This window comes from Flagellimonas beolgyonensis, assembly GCF_003992615.1.
Classification (GTDB): domain Bacteria; phylum Bacteroidota; class Bacteroidia; order Flavobacteriales; family Flavobacteriaceae; genus Flagellimonas; species Flagellimonas beolgyonensis.
Genome location: NZ_RZMY01000015.1, coordinates 46,326 through 60,023 on the forward strand (window position 1 = coordinate 46,326; position 13,698 = coordinate 60,023).

Consider the following 13,698-nt stretch of genomic DNA (forward strand, 5'->3'; position numbering starts at 1 on the left):
CCAACAAACTGAAACTTGCCTTCCCAAAGGGCAGTATCAACAAAGCCTACTTTATGCGCCTTAACAGAACTATGACGGCGAATGTGCTGTCACTGGCCTTTTTTTTGACCACGTCCATTGCCGCTTTTGCGCAATCCGTTGCAGACTTGGATTCAAATTCACTTTCGCTTCGCCCCAAAACCTCCATTTTTATGGCAGGGACAAAGCAATATGGGTTTGATCAAATACTACAGGATGAAGGTCTGACCTTTGTTCCCCTAACGAGCATTAAAGAAAATATTGGTTTTTCCAATGAAAACTACTGGTTAAAGTTTGACATTGAAAATACTACTGCGGAGTATGCAGAGTACTACATAGAAACGGCAAGGCCCATAACAGATGTGGTCAACCTATATCTTGTTGATCGGAACGGACATGTGGAACAACAATTAAGTGGCGATAAAATACCCTTTTCACAAAAGTCGGTCCAACATCGTAAATCCATTTTCGATGTTCAATTGGAACCTTTTCAAAAAGTATCGGCCTACATTCATATTCAAAGTGATGGTGAAGTGGTCATGTTCCCCTTGGATGTTTATAAAAAAGACCAGTTTTTCAATTTGACCTACAAGGAGCAAGTGTTTTATGGATTCTTTTATGGCATTTTGATTTTGGCCTGTATCATTTACCTGTTCTTCTTTTTTGCCCTAAAGGACAAGGCCTTTATTTATTATGGCCTCTACGTGCTTTTTATCGCTTTGATGCAATTTTCCCTGGATGGATTTTTTCATCAATACATTGCCCCACAAGGCGGTTGGGTATCAGACAAGGCAGTTTTGTTGACCGCATTTATTTCCCTGTTCTTTTTCAGCAAGTACGGGGACACCTTCTTGGATCTTAAAAAGAACAGCCCTTTTTTACATCGAAGCAGTCAGATATTGACTATGGCGATACTGGCAGGTTTGGGAATAATGGCATTAATACCCGGTCTTTTTGCATATTGTTACCCTCTTGCCAACGGCATTGGTATTTTGGTTTTGGCCCATATGATTGCTTCCATTGTGACCTTGAAGTGGAAAAAAGTACCCATAGATCCCTATTTCATTGTAGGTATTTCCTTTTTGGTAGGTGGGTTTATCGTTTTCATTCTCAACAATTTCAACACTATTGAAAACTCTTTCTTTACCAACAATGGGGCAAAATTTGGCATCGGGCTGGAAATCATCTTTCTGTCCATTTCGATGAGCAATCGGATTCGTGACCTTCGCAGGGAAAACGAAAAAAACCAATTATTGGCCCTGCAGCGGGCCGAGGATATGAATGAAATCAAATCCTCATTCTTGTCTAACATCAGTCACGAACTTAGAACCCCTCTGAACCTGATCATGGGTGTGGCCTCTGCCCTACAACAAAACAATGAAGAGGAGGATTTGCAGGAAAAATGCCGATTGATCTTGAGCTCTTCCAAAAACTTATTGGGCAACATAGAGGATATCCTGGATTTTACTGTAATCGAAAAAGGCGACCAGGAACTGAAAGAGGTTTCCTTTGATCTTCAAGATACCCTTAATAAGGTTATTGCAGTCCAAAGAAAGAAGGCTGAAGCCAAAGATCTCGATTTTAGGACATCACTTCCGGGAAACTTGCCCACCCGAATTGTTGGGGATAAAGGAAAATTGGTGCAGATATTGAATCATTTATTGGACAACGCCATCAAGTTTACCAACAAAGGGAGCGTGAAACTAGCCGTAGCCGGCAAAACAAATGGGGACGGACGTATTTCATTGACCATTAACATTACGGACACCGGTATTGGAATCACCAAAGAAAAAATGAGCACTGTTTTTGAATCCTTTACCAAAAAATCCTTTACCGATAAACGGGAGTACAGTGGATTGGGTCTTGGACTGTTCATTGTTAAAAACTATGTGGACCTTCAGGGTGGCACCATTCGTATCGACAACAACGACCTCAACGGAACCACTTGTGAATTGAACCTAAACTTTGAGGTGGATGAAGATGCCATGGTACTAGAGCAGGTGGATATGGAAGAGCAATCTACCAATGGACTGCACGGGTCCCATATTCTTTTGGTGGAAGACAATAAAATGAATCAAACGGTGGTCAAATTACTGTTCAAGAAATGGCAAAACGCCAACCTGACCATTGCCAATCATGGGAAAGAGGCCTTGGAGCTTATGAAAAACAACACCTTCGACCTTATTCTGATGGATCTTCAAATGCCTGAAATGGATGGATTTGAAACCACGGCAATCATTAGGGAAGGTAAGGCACCGTGTAATCCCCAAATACCTATTTTGGTACTGACGGCGGACAATACCAGCACAACCAGAAAAGAAATCTTAAGATTGGGAGCGAATGATTTGGTCACCAAACCCGTAAACGGTGCATTGGTATATTCCAAAATGATCAAACACATTTCGGCTAAAAATAGTGTAGCTTAAAATTTAAGGGATATCCAAAAAACAGAAAAACCTGAAAATACATGATTTTCAGGTTTTTCATTTGAAATGGTAGTGACCCAGGGAGGATTCGAACCCCCAACCCTCAGAGCCGAAATCTGATATTCTATCCAGTTGAACTACTGGGCCTTATTTCAATTTTATTTTTATAAATTCCCTACCTATTCCCGTTTTAAAATATTGTTCCCTTTTTCTCGCTTCTGCACTCGTTTCAAACTCTTCAAAATACACCAATTCCCAAGGCATGAATCCTTTAGTGGATTTGGTTTTTCCTGAATTGTGTTCCAATAGTCTCTTCTGAACGTCCTTTGTATGGCCTTTGTAAAGTCTGCCGTCCATCAAACTTCTTAAAACATATGCAAAATATGCCATTTTAATTCTGATATTCCCTGCCTGCCGGCAGGCAGGTATCCAGTTGAACCCCGCCTGCCGGACGGGCAGGTACTGGGCCTTCACTTCTTGTATTATGAACTCAATTTAGCCTTTACTATGGCAGAAATGGTCTTGCCATCGGCTTGGCCTGCCAATTCCTTGGACACGATGCCCATTACTTTCCCCATATCCTGCATACCGGTTGCACCAATGGAATCGATGGTCATGACCACCACTTTTTCAATTTCCTCCTCGGTCAATTGCTCCGGTAGGAATTGTTCAATGATGGCTGCCTGTGCCAATTCCGGTTCGGCCAAATCTTCCCGACCTTGTTCGGTATAAATAGCAGCACTGTCCTTACGTTGCTTCACCAACTTTTGAACAAGTTTAATTTCCTCGTCCTCGGTTAGCTCGGCACCTGCCCCTTTATCGGTTTTAGCCAACAAAATGGCGGATTTTATGGCACGCAATGATTCCAAGGCAATGGTATCCTTTGCCTTCATGGCGGCCTTCATTTCTGTCATTACCTTATCCTGCAAACCCATTTCCATCTATTTTGGGCTGCGAAGATAAAAAATAAACCCGAAAGTTTATCACTTCCGGGTTCATGCTTTCCATTAAAAATGGATGTTAATTTAAACACTACTAATCAACATTATCGTGTAGGAAAGAATTATTGGATCGCAATTGTAAATCATCGTTGCTATCCTCGCTCAAAGTGGTCCTGGAAACTTTTTGCTCCTTGGGAACATCGTTCAGGTCCACCCCTTGTCTTTTGTAGGCAGGTTGCTTTTCAATTTCATCAATACTGCTCCTGTTGTTCTGGAACTTGTAATTGAAATTTTTAAGCTTTCTCCTTCTTTCATCGGCCCTATCTTTGAGGATTTCGCTAATGGAACTGTTCATTGGGTCCAAATTCCCGTTATCCTCTTCTTCCTTGACCTCGGTTTCCACCTTTATGGTTTTCTTTTCGAATACCAACTCATTTTCCACCATTTTGGGCTCGTGGGTCTCTGCCAAGGACTTGGCACCGGTCAACTTGTTCTCCAATTCCATGTATTCCTCCAAGTTGTATCTAGTCTCACCTTCCTTTTTGTATTCAAGTACCGGTTTTACCTCCACGTACTCATTTACTTTTACATCGCCGATACCATCATCCAAATTGAAGGTAATGGTATGTTCTTTCTCCTCCTCTTCTTCCTCAACCTCATTCAATGGCAAATCAAAGCTCAAGGTGAATTGGTCCTCATTCGCTTTTGGTGATACGACCTCTGGTTCCACCACCTCAATATTATTGATGATGTTCTTCGCTTCTATGATGATGAAATCATCTTCCACATATTCGGGTACCACTTCCTCATAGAACACATTGAAATTTCTGATATAGCTCGATGTGGGTATCAAGTCAGAATCCATTGGCTTGGGCTGTGGCTTTGGTTCCTCCACTTCCTCAATTTCCAAGGTATGTTTTACAATGGATGGTTCTGGTTCTTCAACTGGCTGTCGCTCCACCCTTACCTCTTGGACCGAAGTTGCCTCTGGGGTAAGATCTTGCTCCGCAATCTGCTCATCCTCCAAGGTGTAGAACACTTTTTTGGATTCGGTATTCACGATAGTGTCCTGTTGGTCCACATTGAACCCAGTGGCAATAACGGTAACCGCAATCGCTTCACCCAAGGTCTCATCCTCACCCACACCCATAATGATGTTGGCACCATGTCCGGCCTCGATTTGGATATGGTCGTTGATCTCCCCGATTTCATCAATGGTGATTTCCTGACTGCCCGAAACTATCAGTAACAATACATTTTTGGCCCCGTTGATTTTGTTATCGTTCAATAATGGGGAATCCAATGCCTTCATGATGGCCTCAGTTGCCCTTGCCGAACCGGATGCCGTGGCTGAACCCATGATGGCCGTGCCGCTGTTGGACAATACCGTTTTGGCATCCCTAAGGTCAATGTTCTGTGTATAGTGATGCGTAATTACCTCTGCGATACCCCTTGCCGCAGTGGCCAATACCTCATCTGCTTTTGAGAAACCGGCCTTAAACCCAAGATTGCCGTATACCTCACGCAGTTTATTGTTGTTGATGACAATGAGGGAATCCACATTGGCACGCAATTTTTCTATGCCCAACTGTGCCTGTTTGTTACGCATGGCGCCTTCAAACTGGAAAGGCATGGTAACAATCCCCACAGTAAGGATGTCCATTTCCTTGGCCAATTTGGCAATGACAGGGGCGGCACCAGTACCGGTTCCTCCACCCATACCTGCCGTGATGAACGCCATTTTGGTATTCTGTTCCAACATGGCTTTGATATCTTCCATACTTTCCAATGCTGCCTGTTCCCCAACGTCAGGATTGGCACCGGCCCCCAATCCTTCTGTTAAGGAAACCCCTAACTGGATTTTATTGGGAACGGAACTGTTTTGGAGTGCCTGGGCATCGGTATTACAGATTACAAAATCAACACCATTGATACCGGCCTGGAACATGTGGTTGATAGCGTTGCTACCTCCTCCACCTACTCCAACAACCTTTATTACGTTGCTCTTGTTCTTGGGCAAATCAAAAGCGATGTTATCAAATTCTGTGTTCTTACTCATAACGGTCGTGTTTCTTTATGGGGTTATTATTCTGCGTTGTCCAAAAAATCCTTCAACTTCTCGGACCATTTGTCAAATATGGATTTTCGCTCTCCATGGGTGGCAACGCTTGGCTGTCCCACCACATGGTCTTGTTCCACCAACACTTTTTCATCTTGGGGCATGTCCCCTTGCTCCAGTATATGGTGCCTTTTGGTCGTTTCAAGGGCTTTCATCAATAGTCCAACTGCAGTGGCATAGAGCGGGCTTGCGATTTCTTCATCGGAATCACCTGCCAAATGTTCGTTCGGATATCCGATACGGGTATCCATGCCCGTAATGTATTCCACCAACTGCTTCAAATGCTTCAATTGGCTTCCACCACCGGTTAAAACAATACCGGCGATCAATTTTTTCTTTTGCTCTTCGTGACCATAATTCTTGATCTCCACATACACCTGCTCAATGATCTCCACCACGCGTGCATGGATGATCTTGGAAAGGTTTTTCAGGGTGATTTCCTTTGGCTCACGACCTCGTAATCCGGGAATGGAAACAATCTCATTGTCCTTGTTTTCCCCGGGCCAAGCCGATCCGAACTTTATTTTTAGCAATTCAGCCTGTTTCTCAATAATGGAACAGCCTTCCTTGATATCTTCCGTGATCACATTGCCTCCAAAAGGAATTACGGAAGTATGACGGATAATACCATCCTTGAAAATGGCCAAGTCCGTGGTTCCACCTCCTATATCTATCAAGGCCACACCCGCCTCCTTTTCTTCCTGACTTAATACAGCATCGGAAGATGCCAAGGGCTCCAGGGTAATACTTCCCAAATCCAGTCCTGCACTTTTAATGCAACGACCTATGTTTTTGATGGATGAAACCTGTCCGACCACCACATGGAAATTGGCTTCCAAACGACCTCCGTACATGCCTTTAGGCTCTTTGATCTCGGATTGACCGTCCACTTTGTATTCCTGTGGCAATACATGAATGATTTCTTCCCCTGGAAGCATTACCAATTTGTACACTTGGTTGCACAATTTGTCCAGATCCTCGTCTTGGATGACTTCCTCAGAATTTGGCCTTGTGATATAATCACTGTGCTGCAAGCTTCGGATGTGTTGTCCGGCAATACCGACCACCACGGATCCAATTTTGAGGCCCGAATTCAACTCAGCCTGCTCCACAGCTTGCTGAATGGAGGAAATGGTCTGCGTAATGTTGTTGACCACTCCACGGTGCACCCCTAAACTCTTGGATTTACCGGTGCCCAGTATCTCAATTTTTCCATACTCATTTTCCCTACCGATGATCGCAACGATCTTGGTAGTTCCAATATCCAATCCAACTGAATAATTACCTTGTTCCATACATTATATTTTGGTGCAAACCACTTGGTTGTTGAATTCCAGACTTACTGTAACATACTCCTCCAAGGAATTGTCCTTGGAAGCTTTGGCGTAAAACGCCATAAAATTTTTAAACTTCGCGTTAAGGTTGTCTACCCCGCCCAGGTTCACCACAAAGTTTTCCATGCGGAACCGAAGCTGATAGTTTCCTTCTTCCTTAATGTGTATGCCGATGACATTTTTCCGTAGAAAATCGTCCTCATTTATATAGTTCAATATGACATAGGCATCCTCCAAGGATTTCCCGGTTATTTCACCTGTAATAATCGGTACGCGTGCCGAATGGTGCTTAGACAATGGCATGCGTTTTCCCGTATCATCCAAATAAAATTTAGAGATTCCCTCAACTCTCCCTATTGGTTTTCGCTGAACAATCTTAGAGATAAGCTCCCCGTTTACAGTAAGATAGACTTGGGCGTTTTTCACCATATCGTTGGACAGAATTACCTCCTCTATGGTATTCAAAACTAACTGTTCTTTGGCCCTATTTTTTAGGGGTCCGTATTTTTGTATTAACAATTTATTAACCGCATCTTCGGTAATGTAGAGATTTTCGTCGCCTACAAATTTGACGGTTACCGTGTTCACTTTTTGTTGTTTGCTCCTGTGATCGGCAAAGCCATACAATGTGACCACAGCTACCGATAAGCATGCCAGTTTGATATGGTTCCAATTAACCCGCATATGCCAATTCTTTTTTGATTTTTGGTACTTCCATTCCAATATCACCTGCCCCAAGGGCCACCAAAACCCCGGTTGTGCAGTTTGTAAGTGCTGTCAACAAATCCGATTTGGCCACAAGCTTTTTGTTCGGATTGTTGATTTTATCCAATAGCCATTGCGAGGTTACCCCTTCCATGGGCTCCTCCCGCGCTGGGTATATTTCCAAAAGGATGATTTCATCGAACTGGGCCAGACTCGCGGCAAAATCATCAGCAAAATCCTTGGTTCGGGAAAACAGATGGGGCTGAAAAACAACCGTGATCTTTTTGCCGGGATGCATCTCCCGAATGGCCTGATACACCGCATCGATTTCCGTGGGATGATGGGCATAATCGTCGATGAAAACAAAGTTTTCGTTCTTGATCTGATAGGAAAACCTACGCTGTACGCCTTTGAAGGTCCCCAAAGCTTCGGCAAGGCGGTGTGGTGGGCAACCAGTTTGCACCGCCATCGCGAAAGCAGCTAATCCATTGAGCAAATTGTGCCTTCCCGGTTTATTGAAACGAACGTTGGCAATAACCTCGGAAGGCGTTACGAGATTAAAAATGTAGGTTCCATGTTCAATGTTGATGTTTTCTATTCGATAATCTGACCCGTCAGCTATGCCAAAAGTGATGCCCTCCATGGGCAATCCCTTGCGGACAAATAGCTTTCCACCCGGTTTGATCCTATTGGCAAAATCCCCAAAGGCTATCTCGAGTTCTTTTTTACTTCCATAAATGTCCAAATGGTCCGCATCCATACTGGTAATGCAGGCCACTGTGGGGGTCAATCGCAAAAACGAGCGATCGAACTCATCAGCTTCCACAACGGAGTAATCGGTACCATCCAGCACAAAATTACTATTGAAATCTTCCGAAACCCCTCCCAGAAATGCAGTGAACGGTAAGCCACATTCCTTTAACAAATGGGCCAAGATGCACGAAGTGGTAGTCTTACCATGGGTTCCGGCCACAGCCATGCAAAAGGAATCCTTGGTGATAATACCCAATACCTCTGACCGCTTTTTGATATCGAAGTCGTTTGATCGGAAATAGTTCAACTCTTGATGAGAAGCAGGAACGGCCGGAGTAAACACCACCAATGTACCTGGCTGTTTGAAAGTATCATCAATCAAATCCACATTATCTTCGAAATGAATGGAGATACCCAACTCGGCCAGTCCGTCGGTAATGGGTGTCGGGGTTTTGTCGTACCCTGCCACGGGCTTACCGATAAAATTGAAATACCGGGCCAAAGCGGACATACCAATGCCTCCGATACCAATAAAATAGACGCTATGTATGTCCTTCACATTCACTTCAACAACTTTTCAATTTCATCCACAATATGTTCGGTTGCCTTTGGCATGGCCAATTTTTTAATGTTTTGGGCGAGCTCCAATTGCCTTTCCTTAGACCCCATCAACTGTGCAAACATATCTTCAAAATGTCCATCCAATTCGGATTCCCGCAGCATTAAGGCTGCATTCTCACTGACCAAGGCCTGGGCATTTTTGGTTTGATGGTCTTCGGCCACATTGGGCGATGGGATAAAAACCACTGGTTTGCCCACCAAACACAATTCGGAAACCGAACCGGCACCTGCCCGCGAAATGATAATATCCGCCGCTGCGTACGCCAAGTCCATTTTATTGATGAAGGCCAAAACCTTCACCGAACCCGAATCGTACTTTTTATATTCCTCATGATAGAGTTTGCCGCATTGCCACAGGACATGTAGACCCATCTTTTCAAAAAAATCCAATTCCTTTTCTATCAATTGGTTAATGCGACGCGCACCCAAGCTGCCGCCCAAAACCAACACTGTCTTTTTACTTCCGTTCAGGCCAAAGAATTCCAAGGCTTCCTTTTTGTTGACCTGGATATCTTCAAGGTTCATGCGAATGGGATTTCCCGTCTTCACAATCTTTTCCTTTGGAAAAAACTTTTCCATGCCATCATAGGCCACACAAATCTTCTCAGCCTTACCAGCCAATAGTTTGTTGGTAATCCCAGCAAAGGAATTCTGTTCCTGCAACACACAAGGAATACCTGAGCTTGCAGCCATTTTTAATAAAGGGCCACTTGCGAAACCACCTGTGCCAATGGCCACATGAGGTTTGAATTGCTTCAGTATTTTCCTTGCTTCCATCAAACTGCTTATCACTTTAAAGGGAAACATGAGATTTTTCAAAGTCAGTTTCCGTTGTATGCCACTTATCCACAAACCCTTTATTTCATATCCGGCCTGCGGCACTTTTTCCATTTCCATTTTATCCTTGGCCCCTACGAACAAAAACTGGGCATTGGGATGCCGCTTTTTCAATTCGTTGGCGATGGCCACTGCAGGATAAATATGTCCTCCCGTACCCCCTCCAGAAAGTATAAACCTATAATTGTCCACTCAATACTTCTAAAGGGTTCGTCTCATCGATATCATAGGATTGCTCCTCCAAATTCTCCTTCTTGTTGCTCGCGCTCAATACGATTCCAATCGCCATACAGGTCATCCAAATGGAGGTACCTCCCATACTGATCAAAGGCAACGGTTGTCCTGTAACCGGAAACAGCTGCACCACTACCGCCATATTGATGAACGCTTGAAAAACTATGGGCAAACCTACCCCGATCACCAACAGTTTGGAAAACACCGTTTTGGCCGAATGGGCCACCACGACTATCCGAAACAATAGCAGCAAATAGAAAAAGAGCAAAGCTCCACCCCCCAGCAAGCCATATTCTTCTATGATGATCGCAAAAATGAAATCCGAGGTACTTTGGGACAATAGGTTCTTCATCACACTCTTCCCAGCTCCTTTACCAAACACCCCGCCTTCGGCCACTGCAATTTGGGCCAAAGTCAACTGATGAAGGTCGTCCTTATCGGCATTCTCCGGATGCCAGAAAGTCTCGATCCTGGACTTCCAGGTTCCCGCACGCTGCGGCAATATTTCGGGCGCCTTGAACAGTACAAAAAGGAACATGCCGCCCAAAACGATACCCGTGGCCAGCATCACAAACAAATATTTCAGAGGATATCCACCCAAAAAACACAACACCAAAACCATGAAACAGATAATGGCTGCTGTGGAAAAGTTTTCGGGCAAAATCAACAGGACCACCAAGGCTACGGGCAACCAAAGTGGCAATATGCTTTCCTTGAACGTGATCTTAATATCCTTGATCTTGGTGAGGTAACGTGCGATCCAAATCATCAACACCACCGATGCCAACGTAGAGGTCTGGAAATTTACCCCTACAAAAGGAATCTTGATCCAACGATTGGCCGTTACTCCCCCGATTCGCGTTTCCACGGTAAGGGTATAGGCCAGCAACAGTAAAACAATGGGCAGCGCAATAATCGAAAGTCCCTTAAAGTAATGGGTGGGAATCCGATGTATGGCGTAAATGATACCGAAGCCCAAAAAGAGCAACACGGCATGTTTTATCAAATGCCCAAAGGTGGTACCGTCACCATTCACGTACACCAAATTGGTACTGGCGCTGTATACCGGCAAAAATGAGAAAAGCGCCAAAAGGGCCACTACGCCCCAGATGGCTTTATCACCTTTCAGATTTTTGAAAATTGCAAACACGTTTACAGGTTTTTTACGGCATTTTTAAATTGGTTACCCCGGTCTTCATAGTTTTCGAACAGGTCGAAACTCGCACAGGCTGGTGACAACAAAACGGCATCGCCACGCTCGGCAATCTTATAGGCCACCTTTACTGCTTCCTCCATGGAATAGGTCTCCACCATGAGGTCGATCACATTTCCAAAAGCATCCTTCAATTTGGTATTGTCCATTCCCAAACAGACAATCGCCTTTACCTTTTCGCGCACCAAAGGCATCAATTCCGCATAGTCGTTTCCTTTGTCCACACCGCCCACGATCCAAACAATGGGTTTTTTAATGCCATCCAAGGCATAAAACGTAGCGTTCACATTGGTCGCCTTGGAATCGTTGATGTATTCCACATGGTTGATTTTCAACACCTTTTCCAATCGATGGGGTGCTCCCTGGAACGACTGGATACTTTGGCGAATGGTCTCCTTGCGTACCTTCACCAGCAGGGCGGCCATACTTGCGGCCATTGTGTTCTTCACGTTGTGTTGCCCTTCCAAGGCTAAAATATCTGTACTCATTTCCAAGGTTTTATGTTCTAATTTTATTTTTATCGTTTCATTTTCGAGCCAGGCTCCTTCTTCCACCTTTCCCCTCAGGGTAAATGGAACCAATTTGGATCGAACTGGGTGTTGTTTCAACCAACCTGTTATCACTTCATCGTCGGCATCATAAATCAGGTAATCGTTTTCATCCTGGTTCATGGCTATCCGAAATTTGGAGGCGATATAGTTTTCAAATTGGTACTCATATCGGTCCAAATGATCGGGCGTAATATTAGTGATCACTGCAACATGGGGCTTGAAATCGACAATCCCATCCAACTGAAAACTGCTGATCTCCAGCACATACTGATCAAAATCCTGCTCCGCTACCATTTTAGCATAGCTATCACCAATGTTTCCTGCCATTCCCACGTTCAGCCCTCCTTCTTTCAAAAGATGGTAGGTCATCATGGTCGTGGTGGTCTTTCCGTTGCTCCCGGTTATTCCCAATAGGGTCGCATCCGTGTATTTGGATGCAAACTCGATTTCCGAAATCACAGGAATGCCCTTGGCGACCAATTGTTTTACCAGTGGCACCTTATCCGGAATTCCAGGACTTTTCATGACCACATCGGCATTCAAAATCTTGGATTCGGTATGAGTGCCCGATTCCCATTCAATCCCAAAATGTTCAAGAACTTCTTTGTATTTCTCTTTGATCTCGCCTTTGTCCGAAACAAAGACTTCAAATCCTTCTTTTTTTCCCAAAATGGCGGTTCCCACACCACTTTCTCCACCTCCAAGTATCACCAACCGGCCCATCTATCGAATTTTTAGCGTAACAATGCTAATGATGGCCAACAATATGCCTATGATCCAAAAACGGGTCACGATCTTACTTTCGTGATAGGATTTTTTCTGGTAATGATGGTGCAATGGCGCCATCAGGAATATGCGTTTGCCTTCCCCATATTTCTTCTTGGTATGCTTGAAATAGCCTACTTGCAACATCACCGACAACGACTCGGCAAAAAAGATTCCGCACAAAACAGGCAGCAACAATTCCTTTCGAACGATGATGGCTATGACTGCGATGACACCACCAATGGTTAAACTTCCCGTATCGCCCATAAATACCTGGGCCGGATACGCATTGTACCATAAAAACCCGACCAATGCCCCTGTGAAGGCAGCAATGAACACTACCAATTCACCCACACGTGGCAGGTAAAAAATATCGAGGTAATCCGAGAATTGGATGTTGCCCGAAACCCAGGCAAAAATGCCCAGCGTGAGCACAATGATCGCGGAAGAACCGGCGGCCAATCCATCGATTCCATCCGTTAAGTTGGCTCCGTTGGAAACTGCAGTAACAATCAAAATGACCACAGGTATGAAAATGAGCCAAGCATAATCGGCCATACCCTCTCCCATCCAACTGATGAAATCTGCATAATCCAACTCATTGTTCTTAAAAAAGGGAACATTGGTGCGAACTGCTTTGGTCTCCTCACCAAATACCCGCTCTACTTTAAAATTTTCGGTGATAGTGCTGCTATCTTTTTCCTTGATGGTCACTTGGGGATGGAAATAGAGCGTCAATCCCACTATGAGTCCCAAACCGACCTGGCCCATGACCTTGAAGCGACCTTTTAGGCCTTCCTTATCCTTTTTGAAGATTTTTATATAGTCATCAATAAAGCCGATGATGCCCATCCAAACGGTGGTCACAATCAACAAAATGACATAAATGTTCTTGATATCCGCAAAAAGAACTACAGGCAATAGGGTTGAAATTATGATGATGATACCGCCCATTGTGGGTGTTCCCGCTTTTTGTTTTTGCCCCTCCAGTCCCAAATCGCGGATACTCTCCCCTATCTGTTTCTTCTGAAGGTACAGGATGATTCGTTTACCGTATACCATTGCAATTAAAAGAGACAACAATACGGCCATGGCCGCCCTAAAGGTGAGGAACTGGAACAGGCTAGCTCCCGGCAGTTGGTATTGTTTCTCTAAAAACTCGAACAAGTAGTATAACATGG

The 13,698-nt window shown here is 44.3% G+C and carries 11 protein-coding genes and 1 tRNA gene; 1 reads left to right on the forward strand and 11 read right to left on the reverse strand.

Annotation, left to right across the window (positions count from 1 at the left end):
• Window positions 1–53 precede the first annotated feature (53 nt).
• Window positions 54–2,444: a 7TM diverse intracellular signaling domain-containing protein gene (locus EO131_RS10285; RefSeq protein ID WP_127021550.1), complete on the forward strand. Its 2,391-nt coding sequence runs from the start codon at window positions 54–56 to the stop codon at window positions 2,442–2,444.
• Between the two features lie 73 nt (window positions 2,445–2,517).
• Here the strand turns inward: EO131_RS10285 and EO131_RS10290 are convergent.
• The 11 genes from EO131_RS10290 to mraY all read right to left on the reverse strand — a co-directional run bounded on the left by EO131_RS10290 (window position 2,518) and on the right by mraY (window position 13,696).
• Window positions 2,518–2,591 (reverse strand) — tRNA-Arg (locus EO131_RS10290).
• Entirely contained in the window at window positions 2,592–2,918 is a 327-nt protein-coding gene (locus tag EO131_RS10295) for a GIY-YIG nuclease family protein (RefSeq protein ID WP_313790034.1), read from the reverse strand.
• Window positions 2,919–2,926: 8 nt separating this feature from the next.
• On the reverse strand, window positions 2,927–3,379 hold the full coding sequence (locus EO131_RS10300; RefSeq protein ID WP_127021552.1) for a GatB/YqeY domain-containing protein: 453 nt from the start codon (window positions 3,377–3,379) through the stop codon (window positions 2,927–2,929).
• A 100-nt stretch (window positions 3,380–3,479) separates the two neighbouring features.
• Window positions 3,480–5,444, reverse strand: coding sequence for a cell division protein FtsZ (ftsZ, locus tag EO131_RS10305; protein ID WP_127021554.1), 1,965 nt, complete (start codon window positions 5,442–5,444; stop codon window positions 3,480–3,482).
• Window positions 5,445–5,470: 26 nt separating this feature from the next.
• Window positions 5,471–6,799, reverse strand: coding sequence for a cell division protein FtsA (ftsA, locus tag EO131_RS10310; RefSeq protein WP_127021556.1), 1,329 nt, complete (start codon window positions 6,797–6,799; stop codon window positions 5,471–5,473).
• 3 nt (window positions 6,800–6,802) lie between these two features.
• On the reverse strand, window positions 6,803–7,522 hold the full coding sequence (locus EO131_RS10315; protein WP_127021558.1) for a cell division protein FtsQ/DivIB: 720 nt from the start codon (window positions 7,520–7,522) through the stop codon (window positions 6,803–6,805).
• Window positions 7,512–8,861, reverse strand: a complete 1,350-nt coding sequence (gene murC / locus EO131_RS10320; RefSeq protein WP_127021560.1) for a UDP-N-acetylmuramate--L-alanine ligase — start codon at window positions 8,859–8,861, stop codon at window positions 7,512–7,514. Before murC ends, EO131_RS10315 begins: the two co-directional genes overlap by 11 nt.
• Window positions 8,858–9,946: an undecaprenyldiphospho-muramoylpentapeptide beta-N-acetylglucosaminyltransferase gene (gene murG / locus EO131_RS10325; RefSeq protein ID WP_127021562.1), complete on the reverse strand. Its 1,089-nt coding sequence runs from the start codon at window positions 9,944–9,946 to the stop codon at window positions 8,858–8,860. Before murG ends, murC begins: the two co-directional genes overlap by 4 nt.
• Complete coding sequence (locus EO131_RS10330; protein ID WP_127021564.1) at window positions 9,933–11,138, reverse strand: FtsW/RodA/SpoVE family cell cycle protein; 1,206 nt, start codon at window positions 11,136–11,138, stop codon at window positions 9,933–9,935. The genes murG and EO131_RS10330 overlap by 14 nt, the downstream gene beginning before the upstream one ends.
• Before the next feature lie 2 nt (window positions 11,139–11,140).
• Window positions 11,141–12,475: a UDP-N-acetylmuramoyl-L-alanine--D-glutamate ligase gene (gene murD / locus EO131_RS10335; protein ID WP_127021566.1), complete on the reverse strand. Its 1,335-nt coding sequence runs from the start codon at window positions 12,473–12,475 to the stop codon at window positions 11,141–11,143.
• Window positions 12,476–13,696: a phospho-N-acetylmuramoyl-pentapeptide-transferase gene (gene mraY / locus EO131_RS10340; protein ID WP_127021568.1), complete on the reverse strand. Its 1,221-nt coding sequence runs from the start codon at window positions 13,694–13,696 to the stop codon at window positions 12,476–12,478.
• Window positions 13,697–13,698 lie beyond the last annotated feature (2 nt).

Excerpts from the sequence above, each read along its gene's own strand:
- mraY (WP_127021568.1), bottom strand. The coding sequence starts at position 13,696 with ATGTTATACTACTTGTTCGAGTTTTTAGAGAAACAATACCAACTGCCG.
- ftsA (WP_127021556.1), bottom strand. The coding sequence starts at position 6,799 with ATGGAACAAGGTAATTATTCAGTTGGATTGGATATTGGAACTACCAAG.
- EO131_RS10300 (WP_127021552.1), bottom strand. The coding sequence starts at position 3,379 with ATGGGTTTGCAGGATAAGGTAATGACAGAAATGAAGGCCGCCATGAAG.
- murD (WP_127021566.1), bottom strand. The coding sequence starts at position 12,475 with ATGGGCCGGTTGGTGATACTTGGAGGTGGAGAAAGTGGTGTGGGAACC.
- ftsZ (WP_127021554.1), bottom strand. The coding sequence starts at position 5,444 with ATGAGTAAGAACACAGAATTTGATAACATCGCTTTTGATTTGCCCAAG.
- EO131_RS10285 (WP_127021550.1), top strand. The coding sequence starts at position 54 with ATGCGCCTTAACAGAACTATGACGGCGAATGTGCTGTCACTGGCCTTT.
- EO131_RS10315 (WP_127021558.1), bottom strand. The coding sequence starts at position 7,522 with ATGCGGGTTAATTGGAACCATATCAAACTGGCATGCTTATCGGTAGCT.